Source organism: Chryseobacterium shigense, assembly GCF_014207845.1.
Lineage (GTDB): Bacteria > Bacteroidota > Bacteroidia > Flavobacteriales > Weeksellaceae > Chryseobacterium > Chryseobacterium shigense_A.
In genome coordinates this window covers 155,291-178,923 of the sequence record NZ_JACHLC010000002.1, presented here as the reverse complement: position 1 = coordinate 178,923, position 23,633 = coordinate 155,291, and the positions used below count along the sequence as shown (strand labels likewise).

General features: G+C 39.0%; 20 protein-coding genes. 14 read left to right on the top strand and 6 right to left on the bottom strand.

The genetic code is table 11. The features are described 5' to 3' along the window. Window positions 1-144 precede the first annotated feature (144 nt). The 11 genes from HNP36_RS10640 (at window position 145) to HNP36_RS10590 (ending at window position 17,728) form a co-directional block, all read left to right on the top strand. On the top strand, window positions 145-3,147 hold the full coding sequence (locus tag HNP36_RS10640; RefSeq protein WP_184162836.1) for a reprolysin-like metallopeptidase: 3,003 nt from the start codon (window positions 145-147) through the stop codon (window positions 3,145-3,147). A gap of 214 nt (window positions 3,148-3,361) precedes the next feature. Then, complete coding sequence (locus tag HNP36_RS10635) at window positions 3,362-6,319, top strand: reprolysin-like metallopeptidase (RefSeq protein ID WP_184162833.1); 2,958 nt, start codon at window positions 3,362-3,364, stop codon at window positions 6,317-6,319. Between the two features lie 138 nt (window positions 6,320-6,457). After that, window positions 6,458-8,578 carry a methylmalonyl-CoA mutase gene (gene scpA, locus HNP36_RS10630; RefSeq protein WP_184162830.1) on the top strand — a complete coding sequence of 707 codons (2,121 nt, stop codon included), beginning with the start codon at window positions 6,458-6,460 and terminating at the stop codon, window positions 8,576-8,578. Window positions 8,579-8,655: 77 nt separating this feature from the next. Next, on the top strand, window positions 8,656-9,636 hold the full coding sequence (locus HNP36_RS10625; protein ID WP_184162827.1) for a M28 family peptidase: 981 nt from the start codon (window positions 8,656-8,658) through the stop codon (window positions 9,634-9,636). Window positions 9,637-10,044: 408 nt separating this feature from the next. Continuing rightward, window positions 10,045-10,779: a hypothetical protein gene (locus tag HNP36_RS10620; protein ID WP_184162824.1), complete on the top strand. Its 735-nt coding sequence runs from the start codon at window positions 10,045-10,047 to the stop codon at window positions 10,777-10,779. Window positions 10,780-10,805: 26 nt separating this feature from the next. Further along, a complete protein-coding gene (locus HNP36_RS10615; protein ID WP_184162821.1) occupies window positions 10,806-12,197 on the top strand; it encodes an RtcB family protein in 1,392 nt (463 codons plus the stop codon). An 83-nt stretch (window positions 12,198-12,280) separates the two neighbouring features. Next, window positions 12,281-12,832 carry a hypothetical protein gene (locus HNP36_RS10610; protein WP_184162818.1) on the top strand — a complete coding sequence of 184 codons (552 nt, stop codon included), beginning with the start codon at window positions 12,281-12,283 and terminating at the stop codon, window positions 12,830-12,832. Between the two features lie 3 nt (window positions 12,833-12,835). After that, window positions 12,836-13,534, top strand: a complete 699-nt coding sequence (gene prfH, locus HNP36_RS10605; protein WP_184162815.1) for a peptide chain release factor H — start codon at window positions 12,836-12,838, stop codon at window positions 13,532-13,534. Further along, a complete protein-coding gene (locus HNP36_RS10600; protein ID WP_184162812.1) occupies window positions 13,521-14,021 on the top strand; it encodes a hypothetical protein in 501 nt (166 codons plus the stop codon). Before prfH ends, HNP36_RS10600 begins: the two co-directional genes overlap by 14 nt. A gap of 51 nt (window positions 14,022-14,072) precedes the next feature. Continuing rightward, window positions 14,073-16,673: a T9SS-dependent M36 family metallopeptidase gene (locus HNP36_RS10595; protein ID WP_184162808.1), complete on the top strand. Its 2,601-nt coding sequence runs from the start codon at window positions 14,073-14,075 to the stop codon at window positions 16,671-16,673. Window positions 16,674-16,735: 62 nt separating this feature from the next. Further along, a complete protein-coding gene (locus HNP36_RS10590) occupies window positions 16,736-17,728 on the top strand; it encodes an enolase C-terminal domain-like protein (RefSeq protein ID WP_184162805.1) in 993 nt (330 codons plus the stop codon). Between the two features lie 19 nt (window positions 17,729-17,747). Here the strand turns inward: HNP36_RS10590 and HNP36_RS10585 are convergent, their stop codons facing one another. Both HNP36_RS10585 and HNP36_RS10580 read right to left on the bottom strand, forming a co-directional pair. Next, window positions 17,748-18,035, bottom strand: coding sequence for a c-type cytochrome (locus HNP36_RS10585; RefSeq protein ID WP_184162801.1), 288 nt, complete (start codon window positions 18,033-18,035; stop codon window positions 17,748-17,750). A 24-nt stretch (window positions 18,036-18,059) separates the two neighbouring features. Then, entirely contained in the window at window positions 18,060-18,350 is a 291-nt protein-coding gene (locus HNP36_RS10580; protein ID WP_184162798.1) for a c-type cytochrome, read from the bottom strand. Between the two features lie 141 nt (window positions 18,351-18,491). Here HNP36_RS10580 and meaB point away from each other — a divergent pair, with 141 nt between their 5' ends. After that, on the top strand, window positions 18,492-19,475 hold the full coding sequence (gene meaB, locus HNP36_RS10575; protein WP_184162795.1) for a methylmalonyl Co-A mutase-associated GTPase MeaB: 984 nt from the start codon (window positions 18,492-18,494) through the stop codon (window positions 19,473-19,475). On the opposite strand, the gene HNP36_RS10570 is transcribed toward meaB, so the two are convergent. Beyond that, window positions 19,472-20,023, bottom strand: coding sequence for a DUF4251 domain-containing protein (locus HNP36_RS10570; RefSeq protein WP_184162792.1), 552 nt, complete (start codon window positions 20,021-20,023; stop codon window positions 19,472-19,474). The two genes, meaB and HNP36_RS10570, sit on opposite strands and share 4 nt — an antisense overlap. Before the next feature lie 109 nt (window positions 20,024-20,132). Between HNP36_RS10570 and HNP36_RS10565 the strand changes: the two genes are divergently transcribed. Further along, a complete protein-coding gene (locus HNP36_RS10565) occupies window positions 20,133-20,939 on the top strand; it encodes a M48 family metallopeptidase (protein ID WP_184162789.1) in 807 nt (268 codons plus the stop codon). Between the two features lie 91 nt (window positions 20,940-21,030). Then, window positions 21,031-21,339 (top strand): hypothetical protein, encoded by a 309-nt coding sequence (locus tag HNP36_RS10560; RefSeq protein WP_184162786.1) that lies wholly within the window; start codon window positions 21,031-21,033, stop codon window positions 21,337-21,339. A gap of 35 nt (window positions 21,340-21,374) precedes the next feature. On the opposite strand, the gene HNP36_RS10555 is transcribed toward HNP36_RS10560, so the two are convergent. Genes HNP36_RS10555 through HNP36_RS10545 form a run of 3 tightly spaced genes read right to left on the bottom strand, consistent with a single transcriptional unit; the run spans window position 21,375 to window position 23,540 of the window. Continuing rightward, window positions 21,375-21,989, bottom strand: coding sequence for an outer membrane beta-barrel protein (locus HNP36_RS10555; RefSeq protein ID WP_184162783.1), 615 nt, complete (start codon window positions 21,987-21,989; stop codon window positions 21,375-21,377). Next, a complete protein-coding gene (locus tag HNP36_RS10550) occupies window positions 21,973-22,788 on the bottom strand; it encodes an ABC transporter ATP-binding protein (protein ID WP_184162780.1) in 816 nt (271 codons plus the stop codon). Before HNP36_RS10550 ends, HNP36_RS10555 begins: the two co-directional genes overlap by 17 nt. Then, window positions 22,788-23,540 (bottom strand): MlaE family ABC transporter permease, encoded by a 753-nt coding sequence (locus HNP36_RS10545; protein WP_184162778.1) that lies wholly within the window; start codon window positions 23,538-23,540, stop codon window positions 22,788-22,790. Before HNP36_RS10545 ends, HNP36_RS10550 begins: the two co-directional genes overlap by 1 nt. Window positions 23,541-23,633 lie beyond the last annotated feature (93 nt).

The window sequence follows — 23,633 nt, the reverse complement described above, 5'->3', positions numbered from 1 at the left end:
AATAAATTGCTTATTAATGGCAATAAATAATAGAAATGGCTTGTTTTATTTAAATAGCTTATTTTTTTTAATGGTGTTATGCGTTAAATTGCTATTTTTGCTATGGATATTTAAAATTTATTAATTCTATTCTTATAGATTATTATGAAAAAAAGAATTTTACTCGTTTGTGCATTAGCAGCTGGTGTTGCCGGTTTTAATGCTCAGAGATGGGAAGCTGCATCGCAGAAAACATCCCAGATCAGAAAAGAAGTTGATGTTAAATACTCTTACAGAGTAGATCTGGCATCACTTAGAAACATTCTAAAAGATGCCGTAGAGACAGGTAAAGACGCGAAACCTGTTATTGTTTCTCTTCCTACAGTAGAAGGAAAAATTGAAAAGTTTGCAGTATACAGTAATCCGGTGATGGAAAAGTCTATGGCAGACAGATACCAGTTAGGATCATACGTAGGTGTAGGGGTTGATGATCCTTCCAAATATGTAAGATTCAGTACATCTCCTACAGAAATGCAGTCTATGATCATCAAAGACGGAGTATTCCAGTTCATTGAGCCGATTACTACAGATAAGCAGACTTACGGAGTATTTTATAAAACAAAAAGAACAAACAGCGAGCAGGGATTCGAATGTGGAACGAATGAAAAAAACATTAAAGACATTCAGATCCTAAGAGAGAACGGAAAAAAAAAGCTTTCTAATGTAGGAATTACAAACAGACCCGCAAGTACAAGGTATAGAACTTACAGGCTGGTAATGTCTACTACAGGTGAATATACTACCTATTTTGGAGGTGTGCCGGGCGCTATTGTACAGATCAACAATACCATGACCAGAGTAAACGGAGTATTCGAAAAAGACTTTGGTATTAAACTTCTTGTTCAGGATTATCAGAATGTTATTTATACTAATGCTGCTACCGATCCTTATTCAGATTCAGATGTAGGTGTGGATGACGGAGCATGGAATGGAGAGCTGATGAATGTACTTCATAATAACGTTGGGGAGGTTAATTTCGATATTGGTCACCTCTTTGGTGCTGATGGAGGAGGTGGTAACGCCGGGTGTATCGGATGTATCTGTAGTGATGATATGACATTGGATCAGGGTTCACCGGTAGCTTACAAAGGTTCAGGATTTACCTCTCCTGCCAATGGAGTTCCTTCAGGAGATTCATTTGATATCGATTATGTAGCTCACGAATTGGGGCATCAGTTAGGAGGAAACCATACATTCTCAAATAAAACGGAAGGTTCCGGAGTAAACGTGGAACCTGGAGGAGGTACTACCATTATGGGATATGCAGGGATTACTTATGATAACGTTCAGATGAGTTCAGATGCATATTTCCATTATGCTTCTGTCGGGCAGATTCTTGACAACCTTGATTCTTTGCCAGACTGTGGTGTTTCTCAGAATATTACAACAAACACAGCACCTGTTATTTCTCCGCTTACGGCATACAGCATTCCTAAAGGAACAGCATATTATTTAGATGCTACAGCAACAGATACAGATCCTGTTAAATATACATGGGAGCAGTATGACAGTGTAGACGAGGATGCTACTATTTCCGGCGACAGTGGCTGGGGATATAACCCTCAGGGATCTGTAGCAAGATCTTTCTTCGGAACAGCAAGCGGAAGAAGATATTTCCCAAGCTTACCTTTGGTAATGGATGGGAAATTAACCAATAAAGCAACATGGGAATCAGTTTCTTATATCCCAAGAGTACTTCACTATGCCGTAACTGTAAGAGATGAAAATGCACAGAGACCAATGCTTTCATCTTTAGAAACTACAGTAACGGTAGGAAATGACGGACCATTTAAGTTCAATGGTCTTACGGCTGCCACAACTTTGTATAACAATGCATCAAATACGATTAAGTGGGCTGTGGCTAATACAACTGCCGCTCCTTATAATGTAGCCAATGTAAAAATAGACTATACAGCTGACAATGGTACAACCTGGACTACTTTGGTAGCTTCTACACCAAACAGTGGAACTTATACAGCCCAAATGCCGTCAAGCTTAACAGGGACTGTAAAATTAAGAGTATCTGCTATAAACAATATATTCTATGCAGTATCTCCTGCCCTGACTATCGGAACAGCACCTACTTCCACTACCGCAGCACCTACTGGAGTGTCTACTACCGCAGCAGATGTTCTTAAGAACTCAGCAATCATATCTTGGAATAGCGTGCCGGGAGCTGCTTCTTATTCCGTAAATTACAGATTGACAGGTACTTCAGCGTGGACTAACGCAACGAGTACTACCAACTCATTATTAATAAGCGGTCTTGAAGACGAAAGGGGTTATGAAGTACAGGTGGCGGCTGTAGTAAACAGTGTGCCTGGAGCTTTATCCTCAACCTATGTTTTCAAAACAAAACCATTGGCAACAGGAGTAAATTACTGTATCCTGAATACAGGATATAATTCCGTAGGTAACGTGGCAAGGGTACAGCTTTCCAACGTTAACCATATTGATGCTACCGTTAGATCATATAAAGATTTAAGTGAAGATCCTGCAAAAATAATCAACCTTATCAGAGGAAACTCTTATCCGATAACTATTTTCGGTCTTTACAATCAATCCGTTCCTATGACCTATAACGTGTGGATCGATTACAACAGAAACGGGGTGTATGAAACAAGTGAAAAAGTATATACAAGTGCTGGTATATCTCCGGCTGCAAATGGTGTAGGAAATACTACAGGTAACTTCACTGTTCCTGCTACTGCTGCCGTTGGAAACAGAGTCGTAGGAATGAGAGTTGCATCTAACTATTCTGCTGCATTAAACAATGCTTGTGGAAATGCTGCGGGTAATTTACCAAGCGGGGCAGGAAGTGTAATGGATTTCTCAGTAAGAATTTTCGGATCTGCACTTGCAGTAGACGAAACTAAAGATGTTAAATCTGAAGTTGAAATCTATCCGAATCCTGCTGATACTTTTGTAGGCGTTAGAAACCTTAAAGGAAAAGCAGACTACAAAATCTATAGTGCAGACGGAAGACTGGTTCAGGGAGGTGATCTTAATGGTCAGATCATTAACGTGGAAAGTTTAGCCAAAGGAATGTATATTATCACAATTAAAGATGATAAAAACACATACAATCATAAACTTATCAAAAAATAAGTAGACAGTACATATAATAATTAAGACCGGGTAGACTGCCCGGTCTTTTTTGTTGTCTTTTTCCAGGATTTAAAGATAATGCCCAAAAATTGATAGCGGGGATATGTTAATTTTGATGTTTTATTATAAAATAAACTTTTTTAATGATAATATTTAGGTTTAAATTTTTATTTTTGTAGATATGCTTAATATTTTTATGGAATCAGTGTAAATTATGAAAAAGAAAATTTTACTAGTTTGTGCTCTGGCTGCCGGTCTGGCTTCAGTTAATGCACAGAGGTGGGAGCCTGCATCCCAGAAAACTTCTCAGATCAGAAAAGAAGTTGAAGTTCGATACTCTTACAGAGTAGATCTGGCATCACTTAGAAACATTCTAAAAGATGCTGTGGAAACAGGTAAAGATGCAAAACCTGTAATTGTTTCTCTTCCTACAGCAGAAGGGAAAATTGAGAAATTTGCAGTATACAGTGATCCTGTTGTTGAAAAATCAATGGCAGACAGATACCAGTTAGGATCATATGTAGGTGTGGGGGTTGATGACCCTTCCAAATATGTAAGATTCAGTACTGCACCTACTGAAATACAGTCTATGATTATCAAAAACGGAGTATTTCAGTTTATAGAGCCTATCACTACAGATAAGCAGACTTATGGAGTTTTCTATAAAACCAAAAGAACAGCAAGCGATAACGGATTTGAATGTACCACAGAAGAAAAAAACACCAAAGACATCAAATCTCTGGAGCTTCATGGTAGAAATAACCTTTCAAACGTAGGGATCACTAACAGACCATCTATTACCAAGTACAGAACTTACAGGTTGGCTCTTTCCACTACGGGAGAATATACCAAAAAATTCGATCCTTCAGGAGGAATCACCAATACGGTAATTCAGATGAACGCTACCATGACCCGTGTAAACGGGGTATTTGAAAAGGAATTCGGGATTAAAACAATTATTCAGGATATTCCGGCAATCATATACACAGATCCTACATCAGATCCTTATACAACAAACCTGAATCTTAATCTGCAGCAGACCCTGACCTCCGTGGTTGGTAATGCCAATTACGATATGGGGCACGTATTTAATGCGGCAGGAGGAAACGGTAATGCCGGTTCTATCGGATCTACATGTAAAGACCCTACCAGTTCTACCAACCTGGCAAAAGGATCTGCATTTACCCAGAATACAAACCCTGTAGGTGATCTGTTTGATATTGATTATGTAGCCCACGAAATGGGACACCAGCTTGGCGGAAACCATACATTCTCCCATTCATCTGAAAATTCAGGAGTAAATATTGAACCGGGAGGTGGAACTACCATTATGGCATATGCAGGAATTACAGGAGATAACGTACAGATGAACTCTGATGCTTACTTCCATTATTCCTCAATCAATCAGATATTAACCAGTCTGGATGGTAAAACAGTATGCGGAACATCCACAGACATTACCACCAATACAGCACCCGCGATTTCTCCTCTTACAGCAGTAAATATTCCGAAAGGAACAGCATATTATCTGGACGCATCTGCAACAGATGCACAGGGAGACCCATTTACCTATACATGGGAACAGTATGACAGCGTTGGAGCTAACAATACTATTTCAGGAGACAGCGGTTGGGGATATAATACAGAAGGAAGCATAGCGAGATCATATTTCGGAACAGTAGGTGGAAGAAGATATTTTCCAAGCTTTGCTGCAGTAATGGACGGGAAGCTTACCGATAAAACAAATTGGGAAACAGTAAGCTACATTCCCAGAACTTTAAAGTATGCTGTAACCTTAAGAGATGCAAACCCAGTAAGACCAATGGTTTCTTCTCTGGAAACTACAGTAACGGTAGGAAATGACGGACCATTTAAATTTAATGGCCTTACAGCCGCTTCAGTTTTATATAACAATGCATCAAACACCATTCAGTGGGATGTAGCCAACACAACAGCCGCGCCTTATAACGTAGCTAATGTAAAAATAGATTATACTGCTGATAACGGAATAACTTGGACAGACTTAGCCGCTTCGGTACCAAACAGTGGAACTTACACTGGTCAGATGCCTGCAAGTTTAACAGGAGCTGTTAAATTAAGAATATCAGCACTGGGTAATGTATTCTATGCTGTATCTCCGGCAGTAACCGTAGGGGCAGCGCCAACGTCAACTTCAGCTGCACCGACAGGAGTTTCCGCAATCGATAGCGAAATCTTCAAAACAACAGCAAGAGTATCGTGGAACAGCGTACCGGGAGCAGCTACATATTCTGTAAATTACAGAAAAACAGGAACTACAAACTGGTCCAATACAACAAGTACGGTAAACTCTGTAGTTCTTACAGGTTTAGAAGATGAAACGAACTTTGAAGTACAGGTAGCAGCTGTAGTAAACAGTGTGCCGGGAGCTTTCTCAACAAATTATGCTTTCAAGACAAAAGGGTTAAAAACAGGAATAGATTACTGTTTATTGACTACGGGAATTAACCAGCTCGGAACCATTGCACGTATTCAGCTTTCCAATGTTAACTATACAGACGGAACTTTCAGATCTTACAAAGATGTAAGTGAAAATTCAGCACAGGTTGTAAATCTTACAAAAGGATCTCAGTATACAATTTCCGTACTGGCAGGAAGTTCTTCCAGCTATGCTCAGTATGCGTTTACTGTAAATGCCTGGATCGATTACAATAGAAACGGCGTTTTTGAAGCCTCTGAAAAAGTAATGACCTCCAATTCAGTAGCCGGAACAAGAACCGAAACAGCAACATTTACCGTGCCGGGAACAGCGTACAGCGGAGATAAGTTGTTAAGAATGAGAGTAGCCGGGAATTTCAACGGAGCATTAAGCAGTGCCTGCGGAAATACCAATCAGGCAGGAAGCGTGATGGATCTTTCAGTGAAAATCACAAGCGGATTGGCAGTAGATGATGTTAATACTACAAAACCATCAGAAATATCTATCTATCCGAACCCTGCAGATACTTTCGTAGAAGTTAAAAACCTGAAAGGAAAAGCTGATTACAGCATTTTCAGTGCAGACGGAAGATTAGTTCAGCAAGGTCAGATCGATGGTCAGAGAATTAATGTGGCACAACTTGTAAAAGGAGTGTACGTAATCACCATCAAAGATGACAAAAACACTTATAATACTAAGCTTATTAAAAAATAATAAGTAAGTATATCTATAAAAAAGACCGGGCATCTGTCCGGTCTTTTTTATGCGTTAAAACTCAGAAAAACCGGATGTTAACATAAGTTTCATGTTTCATTCAAAAAAATTAACTTTACGCAGACAAAAATTATTGGAATGAGAAAGACAATTTCTGTGAAAAAACCGGATTTTAGTATAGAGCCTCAGGAAAGAGAGATCTATAATTTTGAAAAAGACGGGTTAGAGCTAAAATCATCCTACAGCCGGAAAGATGTTAAAAACGAATCTTTAACACAGGCTTCTCCAGGAATTGCCCCTTATCTCAGAGGTCCGTATTCTACCATGTATGTACAAAAACCGTGGACAGTAAGACAGTATGCCGGTTTCTCCACAGCAGAAGAATCCAATGCCTTTTACAGAAGAAATCTTGTAGCAGGACAAAAAGGATTATCTGTAGCTTTTGACCTTGCCACTCACAGAGGATACGATTCCGATCACTCAAGAGTAGTTGGAGATGTAGGTAAAGCAGGTGTAGCCATAGATTCTGTAGAAGATATGAAGATCCTTTTTAACGAGATTCCGTTAGACCAGATCTCAGTATCCATGACCATGAACGGAGCCGTACTTCCTATTTTGTCTTTCTATATCGTTGCCGCAGAAGAACAGGGTGTAAAACAGGAATTGCTTTCAGGAACCATTCAGAATGATATTTTGAAAGAATTCATGGTAAGAAACACTTATATTTACCCACCTGCACCTTCCATGAAGATCATTGCCGATATCTTTGAATATACCTCCCAGAACATTCCCAAATTCAACTCAATTTCCATATCAGGATACCACATGCAGGAAGCAGGTGCCACTCCGGTGCTGGAAATGGCCTACACATTGGCAGACGGTCTCGAATACGTAAGAACAGGAATTAAGGCAGGAATGAATGTAGACGATTTTGCGCCGAGACTTTCATTCTTTTGGGCAATCGGGATGAACCATTTTATGGAAATTGCAAAAATGCGTGCCGCAAGATATATCTGGGCCACTCTTTTAAAACAATTTAACCCGCAAAACCAGAAATCTTTAGCTTTAAGAACCCATTCCCAGACATCAGGATGGTCACTTACAGAGCAGGAGCCATTTAATAATATTACGAGAACAGCTATTGAAGCACTTTCTTCCGCTTTGGGAGGAACCCAGTCACTGCATACCAATGCATTGGATGAGGCTATTGCGTTGCCTACAGATTATTCAGCGAAGATTGCAAGAAATACCCAGATCATCCTTCAGCAGGAAAGTGGAATTTGTGATGTTGTAGATCCTATGGGCGGAAGCAATCTTGTAGAAAGCCTTACCCAGCAGATGATTGAAGAAGCGATGAAATACATCGATGAGGTAGAGCAGGAAGGAGGAATGACAAAAGCCATTGAAGCAGGAATTCCAAAAATGAGAATTGAAGAAGCTGCTGCCAAAAAACAGGCTAAAATTGATAGCGGTGAAGAATTTATCATCGGTGTAAACTCATTCAGAACAGCTTTGAAACAGGATGGTATAGAGATTCTTGATATCGACAATACAGAAGTCCGGAGAAAACAGATCGAAAGACTCGAAAAAATAAAAGCAGACAGAAACCCGGAAGCCGTTGCAGAAATCCTGAACCAAATCCGCGAAAGTGCAAAGACAGGAAAAGGAAATCTTCTGGCATTATGCATAGAAGCAGCAAAAAGCAGAGTTACCCTTGGTGAAATGAGTGATGCCATGGAAGAAACCTTCGGGAGATATAAAGCCAATATTAAAACAATCTCTGGAGTATATGCTATGAACGCCGGGAAAAACGAATATTTTGAAAAAGCCCTTCACCTGACTCAGAAATTTGAAGAAGAAGAAGGCCGCCGTCCAAGATTAATGGTTGCCAAAATGGGACAGGACGGGCACGACAGAGGTGCTAAAGTAGTGGCAACAGCATTTGCAGACATGGGATTTGATGTTGATGTGGCGCCATTATTCCAGACTCCTGAAGAAGTGGCAAAACAAGCTGTGGAAAACGATATCCATATTCTAGGTGTATCTTCTTTGGCAGCAGGGCACAAAACTCTTGTTCCCCAGGTGGTGGAAGAACTCAAAAAACTGGGTGCTGATGATGTTACCATTGTAGTAGGAGGAGTAATTCCTCAGCAGGATTACGAATTCCTGTATGCCAACGGGGCAGATTTCATCTTCGGACCGGGAACCAACCTTCCGAAATGTGCCGTGGAAATTTTAGAGAAATTCTTGGAAAACTAAAATAAAATCTTCAGTCTCTGTGCGGTTTAGCGGAAAAGTATTAATTTCCGTCTTTCCAACAATAAGCATACCGTGAGATGAATTTTAAAAATATAACAAAGCCTGTAGCCGGCAAGACCATTATTGCTGCAGGCTTGCTTTTTATAGCTCTGTTTTGTTTTATGGCAGGTTCCGGAAACAATCCGGTTCAGAAATCTCCGGTGCCGGCTGATATCAATCTCGTTAAAAGCCATCTGGAAGCACTTACCCAAACCCCTGAATTCAGAAATCATAAAAATATTGGCCAGCTGGATGCTGTCGCAGATTATATTAAGCAGAATTTCAGTAAATATGGAGACAGTACGGTCTTTCAGGACTATTCCGTTGATGGAAAAATTTATAAAAACGTAATTACCTCTTTCGGGACAGAAAATAAGAAAAGAATCATCATTGGAGCTCATTACGATGTTTGCGGAGATCAGAAGGGAGCGGACGACAATGCAACCGGAGTAACAGCCCTTTTAGAATTAGCCAGAATGCTCAAAGATCAAAAACTGAACTATAGAATTGATCTGGTAGCCTATACCCTTGAAGAACCTCCCTATTTCAGGACAGAAAATATGGGAAGCTATATCCATGCCCAGTATTTAAAAGATCATAATATCGATGTATACGGCATGGCAAGTGTAGAAATGATAGGATACTTCAAAGATGAGAAAGATTCGCAGGGCTATCCGTTAGGCATATTATCCTGGATTTATGGCAATAAAGGAGACTTTATCACCCTCGTAAAAAAATTCAGTGCCGGAAATTTTGTAAATAATTTCAGCACTCAATTTAAAGCATCCCATCAGATAAAAACCGAAACCTTTACAGCCCCGAAATTTGTAAAAGGCATAGATTTTTCAGATCATCTTAATTACTGGAATTTCGGGTATTCTGCCCTGATGATCACAGATACATCGTTTTTCAGGAATAAAAACTATCACCAGACCACAGACACGTTGGAAACACTGGATCTTCTGAAAATGACAAAAGTAATAGATGCTATTTTTCTGAGCCTGACCCACTTGAAATAAAAAAAAATATTTTGATATTCAGAAAAATTAATATATTTGCACCTGAAAATCAAGTTTAACCAATTAAAAAACAACGAAGCAATGTTCAAAACGAAACAGAATTCTACAGCTGGAGTACCGCTTATAGTGGTAAGGCTTCGTGGTTTGGTATGCTCTTAGAATAATAGTATAACGAAATATCAAAACCCGGAGTCGTAAGATTTCGGGTTTTTTATTGCGCAATATCTAAACCCCGGTTTCCCCGAAATTTTTTTGTGTCATTAAGAACAGACGAACAGATATTTATGATCTTGTTTCATCCTGTTCATTATCGTAAAATCAATCAACTAGCATTTTAGTTGAATAAGCAAAGATGTAAACAGTCCAAAGTCTTGGATCTTGTATCAGGCATCTTGTGTCTTATCATCAATGGAAAATAATAACCTTCTGTTTTCACGCTTAAGAAGTGTAAGAAGCAGAAAAAGAACAAGTAAAAAAGATGTAGAAAAACAGATAAGAAAAAAGTATAAACGTAGTAAAGAGCTTTGGAATATCAGAAGGAATATTCCGTGGATTCCGTTGGAAGAACCCTATCAAAGAGGATTTGTAAGATTCTTTGTTCTGAATGATGAGGTGAAAAGATCTGAAGATGCAGATTTCTTCGAAGGAGTTCTGAAGAAGATCAACACCTATATGTATTCCGAAAGCCGGCTGTTTCTGAAAAAAAAGAGAAAATTCGGACGAAGAATATTCGTGGAAAAGGAACAGAAACTCAACCGCATTTCCTTTTATAAATGGACAGACCCGAGGTTTGGGCTTAGCCCGAAAGAAAGACAGTATTTTCTTAAAACAGAAGAATACAGTCCATTCAGAAAAAGAAATGAAATATACTACGAATTTATTGAACCCTGGAGATTTACCCTGCGGATTAGACCCCATATGATCACCCATTACAAACCTTTAGATGCAGAACTCGAAAAAGAGTATGCAGAGATAGAATCTTATATAAAGCAGCATAAAATAATGGGTATCATCCAAAAGAAAATTCACGGTAAATCAAATCCATGGAAAAAAGAAAATGAAACTGATCTTATCAAAAGCAGAAAATATACTGACTGCATCATGTCTGCAACAGAGCTTGCAGAATATTTTGAGGACCTGTGAGTCCAATATTATTTAAAACAAAAACAATGGGAAATTTAAAACTAAAAGGAAAAGATATATTAAAACTCGGTTATCCGAATAATCAAAGCGTGAACGTGGCTTTGGAGGTGATGAAAAGAAATTTTGCAACGAAGAATATTCATCATGTAAAATCTATTTTAAAAGAAATCCTCCTGAACCCGGAAAACTTTGAAAAAGACCTGACTTTCGGGCAGATTGCAGAATCACTGCTTTCATCCAGGAAAACAGAAAAAAGAATGCTCAATACCCAGCGTGCCAATTTCAGCATCTTCGGAAACAATATCTCCGAAGAAGCAAAAAACCAGCTGTACACAGCTTTAAAACTGCCAATCTCAACCCAGAGCGCTTTAATGCCCGATGCACACAGCGGTTACGGACTTCCGATAGGCGGTGTGCTGGCGGTAGAAAACGCAGTGATTCCTTACGGAGTAGGTATGGATATCGGCTGCAGGATGAGTCTCAGTATTCTGGATATACCGGTTTCATATCTTGACGGAGCAAGAGATAAATATGAAAAAGCTCTTGCCGAACATACCAAATTCGGGATGTATGAAACACATAAATCTCATGTAGATCATGAAATCTTTGACAGAGATACATTTGACATGATCCCGGTTTTGAGAAGATTAAAAGGAAAGGCCATTAAACAGATGGGATCTTCCGGCGGCGGAAATCACTTTGTAGAATTCGGGGAAGTTAAAATTACAGAAGAAGATGATCAGATTGGGCTGCCAAAAGGAAAATACCTGGGAATACTTTCCCACAGTGGTTCCAGAGGCTTAGGAGCTGAAATTGCGCAATATTACTCAAGAGTAGCTGCAGACCAGTGTCCTTTGCCCAAAGAAGCACAGCAGTTTGCCTGGCTGGATCTGAACACCCATCTTGGTCTGGAATACTGGACCGCGATGAATCTTGCCGGAGATTACGCTTCTGCCTGTCATGATGATATCCACAGAAGACTTGTAAAAGCTGTAGGTGGAAGAGTAAAAGCAAGAATTGAAAACCATCACAATTTCGCATGGAAAGAAATTCACAACGGAAAAGAAGTCATTGTTCACAGGAAAGGAGCAACACCAGCCAATGAAAATGAATTAGGAATGATCCCGGGATCTATGACGGCAAAAGGCTTTATCGTTCGTGGAAAAGGAAACCCGGATTCCCTGAACTCAGCATCACATGGAGCGGGAAGAGCCCATTCAAGAGGAGAATGCAGGAGCCTTTTCACCCAGAATGATATCAAAAAAGAGCTGAAGCTGAAGAAAGTGACATTAATGGGAGGCAATACGGAAGAAGCACCAATGGCTTACAAGGATATTCATGAAGTGATGAACGCACAAAGCGAATTGGTAGATATTCTCGGAACATTTCAACCCAGAATTGTGAGAATGGACAGGTAAATTTTAGTTGCAGGTTTCCGGTTTTCAGTGAAAATTCTGACTGATAACCAGAACAGGCAACCCAAAACAAAAAAACAAAAGAAATGGGAGCACCACATAATATAAAAAGATACGGAGAAGTCTGGCCGGAATTTAGAATCCGCCACGGACTTGAAATTTTAAACAAACTAAAAAATACAGTCATTATATCAGGAGGCTGGGCATGGCATTTTATGTCAGAAACAGGACATACGGAATACAAGCATGCCCATGATCACAAGGATATTGATGTTTTTGTAAGAAAAGAGAACGTAACGGAAGCAGTTATGATTCTTCAGCAGGAAGGATTCCAAAAAGTATGGACCCGATATGACCATCTTCATAATGATGAAAACTTCCGCAGGTATGAAAAAACAGAAGAAATGGAAAATGGCAAATCTCACAGAATTACTATAGATTTCTTTGAAAGAGATGACCTGGAAATTATTGAAGTTAATGGCTTTACCGTTGTTAAACCCGAGCTTTTACTAACGTTTTACAGAAACATCCATTCCAGTGATAAATGCTGGGCTGTGATGGCTGCCAAAGAATTATTGAGCAAAGGAATTGATCCTGTCGGCCATCCGAAATTAAGCGAAATGCCTAAAGTAAATTAAAAAATGGAAAAAATCATACAAATAACCTCAGGAAGAGGACCTTTAGAATGCCAGTGGGTTGCGGCAAAAATTCTGAAGGTCTTCCTTGAGGAAGTTAAAAACAATACTATAGATTACGAAATCGTTCACCGGGAAAACGGTGATGAAAACCTGACCCTGAAATCCGTCACCATACTTCTAAAAGCAAAAAACCTGGATGCATTTTTAAAAACCTGGTTAGGAAGCATCTGCTGGATAGGGAAAAGCACCTTCAGGAAACTACATAAAAGAAGCAACTGGTTTATCGGTATTTTTGAATTGGAAGGGTTGGAGAAAATCAATTTCAATGAAAAAGACATCCAGTTCCAGACTACAAGAAGCCAGGGAAGCGGAGGCCAGAATGTGAACAAAGTAAACACAGCTGTTCGCGCTGTTCATTTACCAACCGGTGAAAGTGTATTTGCCCAGGACTCAAGGTCGCAATTGGAAAATAAAAAGCTTGCCATCATGCGACTGAAAGAAAAGGTAGCCGGAATTTATATAAAACAGCTGGAAAAAAGAATGCAGGATACATGGAACAATCATCTGCAAGTACAGAGAGGAAATCCTGTGCGGACATTTTCCGGGACAGATTTTAAAAAAAATCATCAGGACAAATCTTTTAAAAAACAGAGAAATACCCTGAAAAAAGAATTAAAGAACTACAGAAATGACCTTAACTAAAAATAAATATTACTTCGAAGCACTGGATAATTATCCCTACAGCCTTCCGGACTGCCTGGAAGCGTTGAACTATGCCCTTTCTTACGATCCTGAAGATGCAGACAGTCTTTGCCTGATGGGTAGGATTTACAGTGAAATGCTGACCGATTATGAAAAAGCAAAAGTCTTTTTTGAAGAAGCCATGCAGTGTAATGTATCGAATCTCAACACGCCTCAGTATTATATCAAATGCCTTTTGGATAATGAAGATCTTGATGAAGCCGAAAAACTCATCAGCTATGCATTAAAGATCAAAGGAATAGACAAAGCCAGGATATTGATTCAGAAATCCCTCCTCTTTGAAATCAGGCTTGAATATAAAAAAGCTTTGAAACCACTGGAAGAAGCAAAAAAATACAGCTATAATCAAGCTATGGTTGATTTTTTGACGAACAGAGCAAAATTTATAAAAAATAAAATGAGAAAAAATACCCAAAAGAAAAAATAAATACTTTTTTTCTTAAAAAATTCTTAAATTTATTGAGAAAAAGATAACTTTATGAATAGAAAATTATTTTTATGGCCGTTTTCTGTGGCCGTATTCTTTGCTTTTGGTAAAATCAATGCACAAAATTCCAACGGGCTGATCCAGGATTACTACCAGAAAAGCGGACAATTAGCACAAAAAAATGGAACCAGTAATAAAACCGGGGTTATTATTCTCAATGAAGATCCTTCCAAAAGTTTAGGAGTGGACATCGTAAACGTTCAGCAAACCTATGATGGACTTAGAGTTTACAATGCTTTGGGAAAACTGATGATCAAAGGAGACAAGATTATCTCCGAAAAAAATGACTTTAAACAAAATATTTCTGTTGCCGGCCAGGGAAAATCCAAAGAACGGTTTTCAGAAGACCTTCTTAAACAAAAACTGAACCTGAGTGAAATCTCTAAAGTAGATTATCTTCCCAATGTATATTTTGAGAAGAACGGAGTTTATGTTTTGGCAAAAGAACTTTTTGTTTCAGATAAGAAATCTGCCGATGTTTGGCATATTATTGCCGATGCAGCCACAGGTGAAATTCTTACAAAAGACAATCTAACGGTTGATTGTAATTTTACCCATGACAATTCTTCGGATAGTGGAGAAGAATCACATATAGAACAACATACAGGGTCCGGAGCACAGGCTGTTTTGGGAGTTGGAGCAATGAATAAAACAACAGCCGGTAATCTGCTTGTCCCTTCCAATGCTTCTTACAATGTTTTCCCTTTACCGGTAGAGGCACCTACCTTTGGTTCCCGTGCCCTTATTAATAATCCCTGGGATATAACAGTTTCCCCTGAAGGATGGCATTCCGACGGAACCAATAGCTATACCAATACCAGAGGGAATAATGTATATGCCTATTCAGATCAGGCTAATGCCAATACAGCAGGCTATTCTCCAAATGGCGGAGCTTCCTTGAATTTTGATTTCCCGTATGCAGAAGGAAGATACATAAACCCTTTTACACACAGGGATGCTGCCATTACCAATCTGTTTTATATGAATAATAAGATGCACGACATCTTCTATAAATTCGGGTTTACAGAGTCCGCAAGAAACTATCAGACCAATAACTTTGCAAACGGAGGTATGGCAGGTGATGCGGTAAATGCCGAAGCATTTGATGGAAGCGGCCTGAATAATGCCAATTTCAGTTCAGGTTATGAGACTGTAATATCAGGCGTAACTTATCTCCAGGCCCCAAGAATGCAGATGTATCTTTGGGACAGAGCACAAACCACAGCAGACCCTATTTCCAGATATAAGTATAATTCTCCTTCAACGGCTGTAAGCAGACCGAAAGTAATGACCGGAAGTGCATCTTTTGGAGCTTTATTATTTGAAGGGCAGTCTGTTACCGGTGATCTTGCTGTTTCAGTGCCCGCTGATGCATGTACCGCACCTGCTGCCGGAAGTCTTACCGGTAAAATAGCAGTCATTACAAGTACAAGCTGCGAATATGGACTTAAAGTTTTAAACGCACAGAATGCAGGTGCAATAGGAGCCATTGTGTACAGACCTTCTACAGATACGCCTGTCAGCATGGGTGGAGGAGCTTCAGGAAGCCAGGTAACAATTCCTGCTATCAACATAGGAAAAACAGAAGGATTGTATATGGTTGGAGAACTGGGAAGTGGAACTACCATCAATGCAACATTAGGAAACGATTTTAATGGATTTAAACACTCAAGTCTTGATAACGGTGTTATTGCCCACGAATATGGACACGGTATTTCAAACAGGTTAACAGGGCAGGGATACAGCTGTCTTTCTGCAGCAAACAGTGCGGAGCAGATGGGTGAAGGATGGTCAGACTTCTTTGCATTAATGCTTACAACAAAGCCGGGAGATACTTCATCTCTGGCCAGAGGTGTAGCGACATACTCAGCAGATCAGCCATCGACAGGGGGAGGAATCAGGCTTGCCAAATATTCTCCTGATTTTGGTCTAAATAACTACACCTACGCAAGAACAAATACAGTTTCCGGTTCCCATGCTATCGGATTCATATGGGCAACTATGCTTTGGGACCTGACCTGGAAATACATAGAAAAATATGGATATAACAGTGATGTATTGGCAAGTGCCACTTCCGGAAATGCAAAGATTCTGCAGCTTGTAGTAAACGGACTTAAATTACAGGCTTGCAGCCCTACATTTATTGACGGAAGAGATGCTATTCTTCAGGCAGATGCCGTAGGAAATGCCGGAGCAGATAAATGTATGATCTGGAAAGCTTTTGCGAAGAGAGGATTAGGAGTTAACGCTTCAGCGGGAGTTAGGGCAACTGCTAACGATCAGGTGGAAGACTTCACTGTTCCTGAAGAGTGTAATACAGCTTTAGCTACTCAGGATATTAAAGCGGCAGACAATAAATTCATTGTATTCCCTAACCCGACTTATGATGAATTCTTTGTAGGAAATTTAGATAAATCTTCTCAGGATGTACAGATTAAAATGTTTGATATGTCCGGAAAATTAGTTTTCTCAGATGCCAGAGATCCTCAGTCTAAAAAAGCAATTTCTACCAAAGGCTTCCAGAAAGGAGTATATATGGTACACATCAAGCAGGGAGAAAAAATTCAGACTGAAAAACTGATTGTAAGATAAATTGATTGTATATATAAATGAAAGAGACCGGAAATGGTCTCTTTTTTTTGTAGTTTTAGTATATGGAACTGAATTTTGAACTAAAAACACTTCTGCTGAAAGAAACATTCTCAATTGCTTATGGTAATTATGATAAAAGAGAAGCATTGCTTGTGGAACTGTCCCATCAAAACACAAAAGGCTACGGCGAATGTGTTGCGATAGATTATTACCAGATTGATCTGAAGAATTTCACTTTCAGGTTAAAAGAAATTCAATCCATACTTGAAAAACAGCCTGTTGTTCATCCGAAAGATTTTTTCCACTTTCTTTCCGGGCTGAATCTGCATCCGTTTTTAATGTCTGCACTCGATTGTGCTTATTGGGACCTGTTTGGAAAACTTGAAAACAAAAGCTTTATTGAACTGAACAGCCTTCCTTCTGAAAACCTCATTGAAAGCTCTATCACAATATCAGTTGGAAATGTAGAGGAACAGATCAGAAAGATTGAAAAAAGCAAATGGAATAAATTCAAAGTAAAATGTAAAGGTTTGGATAAACACAATGTTGACCGGCTTTTACAGTTGGACAGAAATTTAGCTTTAGATTCCAATGCAAGTTTTACAGAAGAAGACTGCAGATGGCTTCAGGAAAATAATGAAGTTCAAAAATTCTCATATCTTGAACAGCCACGCCCTATAGATCAATACAAAATTTTAAAAAAGAAAGGTTTTGCCAATTGGATGGCAGATGAAGACTGTCAGGATATCAACTCTTTGGAAGAATTAATACCTTACTATAAAAGTGTCAATATAAAACTGATGAAATGTGGAGGATTGACTCCAGCCCTGGAAATGATCAGAAAAGCAAAAGAACAGGGATATAAAATTATGATAGGATGTATGACCGAGTCTACCGTTGGAATCTCTGCCGGCTGCTTGCTGGCCGGACTTACTGATTTTGCTGATCTTGACGGTGCAACCCTCATTTCCAATGATTATGCCTCCGGGAATTTTGTGGAAAACGGGAGGGTAATTTTATCGGAAAAGCTGGGATTAGGAATAGAGCTAAAATAAGCTTTCATTATTTGAAAGCTTATTTTTTGTTTACAGAAATAAGATAGTCATAAACCATCTGATGCTGCTCGTCACTTAACTTCGCTTTGGGAGCCATTCTGCTCAAAGTTTTAATCCAGCCCTGATCATCATGTTTAACAGGATTCGGAAGTTTATGACATCTGGAACATGAGTTTTCAAAAATCGTTTTACCTTGGGTCAGTTGTTCCGATGCCGTATATTTTGGCCCGGTTACAGCAACACTTTTTGGTCCGCATGATACCATAAAGACAGCACCTGCGATCATACTTAAGATTACTTTTCTCATACCCATATTTTTTGATTTTAGGGGTTATTTTTTCACAGAAACAATATAATCATATACCCATTGATGCTGCTCGTCTGTCAATTTTGCTTTTGGAGCCATAGAATTCATGATTCCTACCCACTGTACTGAAGTATGTGCTGCGGGATCCGGCAGTTTATGGCATCTTCCGCAGGAATTTTCAAAGATCGTTTTTCCCTGCGCTATCTGTTCTGCAGTAGAAACGGCAGGTCCTACCGGGCCGGCTGTAGAAGCTTTAGGGGTACAGGAAGCCAGTAAAATACAGGTAAATAATACAGCAGCGGATATTTTTTTCATGTTTCTTGAATTTTGATTTAAAACAAATGTAGGAAATTCCCCCTGCCGTTGATAAAACGGTTTGTAGTTTTAATTTAGAAGAAATAAAATTAATACCCGTTTATATGGGAGTTTGACGGTTATTTTTATACTTTTGAATCAATGAAATTTTCTACAGAAGAACTGATCCGGGGAATACAGTCAGGAAATAAACGCCTGATCGCAAAAGCTATTACCTTAGTTGAAAGTAAAAAAGCCGAGCACAGAACCCAGGCAGAAGAACTTCTTAAGAAAATAATGCCTTTCACGGGAAATTCCATAAGAATAGGAATTACAGGAGTTCCTGGAGCAGGAAAATCCACATTCATTGAAAATTTCGGAAGGCTTGCTATTTCGAATGATAAAAAAGTAGCGGTGCTGGCTATTGATCCCAGTTCCTCTATCAACAAAGGAAGTATTCTGGGAGATAAAACCAGGATGGAAGAGCTTGCCAAAGAAGAAAATGCTTTTATCCGTCCTTCCCCAAGTTCCGGATTTCTTGGCGGAGTTGCCAATACCACATTTGAAACTATGATGATCTGCGAAGCGGCAGGCTATGATTACATTCTGATCGAAACAGTGGGAGTAGGGCAGTCTGAAGTGCTTGTGGCTGATATTACAGATATATTCTTATTTCTGAAGATTATTGGAGGAGGAGATGAGCTGCAGGGAATCAAACGTGGGATCATGGAAATGGTGGATCTTATTTTTATCAATAAAGTAGATCAGGATAATCTGCAGAAAGCCAAAAATACCAGACTGGAATTAAAGCGGGCGCTGGATTTTATTCCTCCCAAAGAAAAGGACTGGAAAATTCCCGTACTTTTAGGCTCTGCGCTTCATAATGAAGGCCTGGAAGATGTCTACAGCAAAATTGACGAATTTATAAACCTGAAAAAGAAAGCAGGCAGTTTTAATGAAGTTCGTACCCGGCAGGCAGAAAAACGTTTTGAATACTGGGTTCAGGAATATATTCTTGCTATGATGAAAAGAAGCGATTCTGTAGAGGCTGCTTATATACAGCACAAAAAAAATGCTTCAGAAATGGTTTCGAATCCCAGCACTGAAGCAAAACTGTTTGTTGAAAAATTTTTATCTAAAGACTAAAGCTTTTCATTTTCTTTCTGAGGTGCATCATTCTTTGAAATATAGCCGTCATACGTAATCGGCTGTCTGTCGTTACTTCTCATAGAAACAAATGCTTTGCCGTTTTTAAAGACTTCTATGTTAATTTCATCCACATTTCTCTTATCATTGGGCTTAATTTTTAAAGTCCAGTTTCCTTTTTTATTTTGAGATTTATTTACGGTAAAATCTTTTGATGTAAAGCGGTAGCTGTTATCAGCTGTATTGTATGATGGAGTAAACATTCTTCCAAAATAGGGAAGAACTACTTCCAGGTTATTTTTTTTAAGCTCTATGGTATAGTTCTCTCCGTCCAGCTGAAGCATTCTCGTAGACGGCGCATTCTGGATAGAACCCATTATGTTAATTACCTCATAGTTCATAGGATTTGCCCTTTGTGCATGAAACGTAAATTCCTGGGAATCTACAAGTGCATCAACTGTTTTGGAGTCTATTGAAGCCTGAGACGAACAGCTTTGGAAGAAAAAAAGAAATCCAAAAATAAATATAAATGAAATATACTTTTTCATAACCGTAATAATTGTTAAATTTAAATAGCAAATTGTATGCAAATATATTCCTTCTGAATCATTTTGGAATAAAAATTGTAAATGTTGAATCATTAACACTCAAACAACTATGAAATTTACACATCTATTAGGAATAGGAGCAGTTGCTTTGTCGACTGTAGCTTGTACTACTAACCCAATTACAGGCAGATCTTCATTACAGATTGCCAATAATTCGGAAATAATGACAATGTCTGCTCAGGAATATAAAACGACATTGTCTAAATCTAAAATTATATCAGGAACTGCAGATGCAAAAAAGATAGCGAGTGTAGGAAGCAGAATAAAAAGTGCAGCAGAAAGATATTACCAAAGTATCGGGAGATCTGCAGATCTTGCAAACTATAACTGGGAGTTCAACCTTATACAGAGCAACGAACTGAATGCCTGGTGTATGCCTGGTGGAAAAGTGGCCGTTTATACAGGGATTCTTCCTGTTACAAAAAACGACAATGGTCTTGCGGTAGTAATGGGGCACGAAGTTTCACACGCTTTGGCCGGACATGGTAATGAAAGGATTTCCCAGGCTATGGTAGCCCAGTACGGAGGTTCTATTTTAGGGGGAACAATTTCCAATTCACAGTGGGCCGGTATTTTTGAAAAAGTATATCCTATCGGGTCGCAGGTAGCCCTTTTGAAATATGGAAGAAACCAGGAATCAGAGGCAGACCAGATGGGATTGTACCTGATGTCTATGGCAGGATACGATCCGAGAGAGGCTATACCTTTCTGGAACAGAATGGAAGGTGCATCGTCAGGAGCGAGACAGCCTGAATTCTTATCTACCCACCCGAATCCGGAAACAAGGATTTCGGATATCAATAAAAACCTTCCGAAAGCTCTGGAATATTATAAAGCAGCCGGAGGGAAAATATAATAAGTCAGAATTTAATCTTGTATAGAGCCTTATTTAATTTTTCACTAAATTGGGTAAGGCTTTTTCAATATAAACCACTAAACACATATTTATGAAAAGTTTATCAATTACCGGACTTATACTGCTCGCCGTTTCGGCATTGCTTTTTTATCTGACTACTGATTTTACGGTAGGTGGAATTACCATCTCACACATGATGGGAGTGATGGCCGGAGTGGGGATTGGCCTTATTATAGGGGGCATGGTAGGGTATGTAAGCAAAGGAAGCGCAATAAAGGCTGAAGAGAAAAAGAAAGAATTCAAACAGCTGCAGAAAGAAAAAGAAGAACTGGAAAAGCAGGCAGCAGAAATTGCCAGGCGTGAAGCAGAACTTCAGAAAAATCAAAACCCTCAAATTTAAAATTTTGAGGGTTTTTCTATAGTGTTATTTTCAAATTATTTAAACCTGTAACCTACGCCTACTAAGAATAGATTAGGCCTGTTGTCATATCTGATTTCCGAGTCTGAAACCTTATTGATAAAATTTCTTTCATCCTTGCTGAATGCTCCTTCGTATCTTGCATTGATAATCAGTTTTTTGATTTCAAGCTGTGCCCCTAACTGGTAACCTACGGTGAAGTTGTTTTTCACATTTTCTTTGAAATCATTGTAGGTATTGTCTTTGCTTAGATTATAGCTGGCAACCGGTCCTACAAAAACTCCAAGCATATTTCCTAAAAGGTTATAGCCTAATAAAACAGGCATATCAAGACGGTTGCTCTTTACATCAAAAGTAGTATTTTCCGCAGTAAATTCATTTTTGAAGTGGGTGTAGTATAATTCAGGCATTACATATAATGAACCCGGAAGCCCTACTTTTAATGACAGTCCTACGTTAAACCCAGCATTATTTTTTCCTGTTCCTTCAATTGCGTCATTTACCGTTCCTTTAATGTTTTTCCAGGAGGGAGAACCTGTAGGGAATATTAAATTTGCTTTTCCTGCCAGAGAAATCTGCGCGGAAGCAAACATTGAAAACCCGATTAATGCTATACTAAGTACCTTTTTCATTATCATCTATTTTAGTGATTGTATTTTCAATCGTTTTATTATTTTCAAGTAAATATTCTCTCAGTTCTTTAAACAGTTCTGAAGAATAAACGAAGTCAATAAGATTTTTATTGCCTGCCGTGATCAGAATGTCCTTGTTTCCTTCCCATTCCTTAATGCCTAACCTCAGGTATACAATTTTCTCACCAATCGTCATCACGGAATTCATATCGTGGGTATTGATGATGGTTGTTGTATTATATTCTTTGGTGATTTCAAGAAGAAGATCATCAATTACATTGGAAGTATAAGGGTCGAGGCCGGAGTTCGGTTCGTCACAGAAAAGGTACTTCGGGTTGTTCACAATGGCTCTTGCGATGGCGACACGTTTCTGCATTCCGCCGGAAATTTCGGATGGGAATTTTCTTCCTGCCTTATCAAGATGCACCCTGCCTATTACTTCAAATACTCTTTTCTTTTTTTCTCTGAACGTCAGGTTGGTAAACATATCCAGCGGGAACATGATATTCTCTTCCACTGTTAGGGAGTCGAAGAGGGCGCTGCCCTGAAATACGGTCCCGATTTCTGAACGGAGGTGCTGTTTCTCGTCCCGGGTCATTGTATTGATATCTCTGCCGTCAAAAAGGATTTCACCTGATGAAGGCTGATAAACATTCAGTAAGCTTTTCAGGAAAACTGTTTTCCCCGAGCCACTCTGTCCGATGATCAGATTTACCTTTCCTTTGTCAAAAGAAGTTGAAATTCCCTTAAGTACTTCAACATCGTCAAAACTCTTCTTAAGATCTTTTACCTCAATCATCAGCTTAATATTAATTGGGTTAAAATTAATTCAGAAATGATAATAAATACCATAGTCCATACCACAGCCTGTGTACTGGCTCTACCTACTTCCAGAGATCCTCCTTTTACATTATATCCGAAATAGGAAGGCACCGTAGCAATAATAAAAGCAAATACAATGGTTTTTAAAAATGCATAGAACACAAATAAATTGGGCATATACATCTGGATACCTACGATATAATCATTTTCTGTCCAGTTTCCGGTCAGAATACCGGCCAGATATCCGCCGCCAATACCGAATACAATACTGATGGCAATCAGCAAAGGATTGAAAATAACACAGGCAATGATTTTGGGAAATATCAGGAAGTTCGGAGAGTTTACTCCCATAATGTCCAGTGCGTCAATTTGCTCGGAAACCCTCATGGTTCCTATACTTGATGCAATATATGATCCTACTTTACCCGCTAAGATAAGACTGATAATGGTTGGGGAAAATTCCAGCACCAGAACAGCTTTGGTAGCATATCCTACAAAAGAGGGAGGAATAGGAAAAGAGGAAGAATCAAAGTTGTTGAACATCTGGATAGCAACTACGGCTCCCACAAATATAGAAGTGAAGATCACGAGTCCAAAAGAATTGACACCCAGATCATTAATTTCTCTCATAAACAGCTTCCAAAAAACCCTCATTTTCTGAGGTTTCTGTAAGGATTTACCCAGAAGAATAATGTATTCTCCTACCGCTGTGAAAAACTTTTTTAACATGCTGCTAAATTAGACTTTTTTTATTTAATTAAGGTTAAGCCTCTGCGAACACCTGAGGTTTATTTAAGCTTAGAAGCAAATATGATTCCTCAA

Coding starts and splice junctions, on each gene's coding strand:
- meaB (WP_184162795.1), top strand. CDS start 18,492: ATGAAATTTTCTACAGAAGAACTGATCCGGGGAATACAGTCAGGAAAT.
- HNP36_RS10555 (WP_184162783.1), bottom strand. CDS start 21,989: ATGAAAAAGGTACTTAGTATAGCATTAATCGGGTTTTCAATGTTTGCT.
- HNP36_RS10570 (WP_184162792.1), bottom strand. CDS start 20,023: ATGAAAAAGTATATTTCATTTATATTTATTTTTGGATTTCTTTTTTTC.
- prfH (WP_184162815.1), top strand. CDS start 12,836: ATGGAAAAAATCATACAAATAACCTCAGGAAGAGGACCTTTAGAATGC.
- HNP36_RS10580 (WP_184162798.1), bottom strand. CDS start 18,350: ATGAAAAAAATATCCGCTGCTGTATTATTTACCTGTATTTTACTGGCT.
- HNP36_RS10550 (WP_184162780.1), bottom strand. CDS start 22,788: ATGATTGAGGTAAAAGATCTTAAGAAGAGTTTTGACGATGTTGAAGTA.
- HNP36_RS10595 (WP_184162808.1), top strand. CDS start 14,073: ATGAATAGAAAATTATTTTTATGGCCGTTTTCTGTGGCCGTATTCTTT.
- scpA (WP_184162830.1), top strand. CDS start 6,458: ATGAGAAAGACAATTTCTGTGAAAAAACCGGATTTTAGTATAGAGCCT.
- HNP36_RS10585 (WP_184162801.1), bottom strand. CDS start 18,035: ATGAGAAAAGTAATCTTAAGTATGATCGCAGGTGCTGTCTTTATGGTA.
- HNP36_RS10545 (WP_184162778.1), bottom strand. CDS start 23,540: ATGTTAAAAAAGTTTTTCACAGCGGTAGGAGAATACATTATTCTTCTG.
- HNP36_RS10620 (WP_184162824.1), top strand. CDS start 10,045: ATGGAAAATAATAACCTTCTGTTTTCACGCTTAAGAAGTGTAAGAAGC.
- HNP36_RS10615 (WP_184162821.1), top strand. CDS start 10,806: ATGGGAAATTTAAAACTAAAAGGAAAAGATATATTAAAACTCGGTTAT.
- HNP36_RS10590 (WP_184162805.1), top strand. CDS start 16,736: ATGGAACTGAATTTTGAACTAAAAACACTTCTGCTGAAAGAAACATTC.
- HNP36_RS10625 (WP_184162827.1), top strand. CDS start 8,656: ATGAATTTTAAAAATATAACAAAGCCTGTAGCCGGCAAGACCATTATT.
- HNP36_RS10560 (WP_184162786.1), top strand. CDS start 21,031: ATGAAAAGTTTATCAATTACCGGACTTATACTGCTCGCCGTTTCGGCA.
- HNP36_RS10635 (WP_184162833.1), top strand. CDS start 3,362: ATGAAAAAGAAAATTTTACTAGTTTGTGCTCTGGCTGCCGGTCTGGCT.
- HNP36_RS10600 (WP_184162812.1), top strand. CDS start 13,521: ATGACCTTAACTAAAAATAAATATTACTTCGAAGCACTGGATAATTAT.
- HNP36_RS10610 (WP_184162818.1), top strand. CDS start 12,281: ATGGGAGCACCACATAATATAAAAAGATACGGAGAAGTCTGGCCGGAA.
- HNP36_RS10565 (WP_184162789.1), top strand. CDS start 20,133: ATGAAATTTACACATCTATTAGGAATAGGAGCAGTTGCTTTGTCGACT.
- HNP36_RS10640 (WP_184162836.1), top strand. CDS start 145: ATGAAAAAAAGAATTTTACTCGTTTGTGCATTAGCAGCTGGTGTTGCC.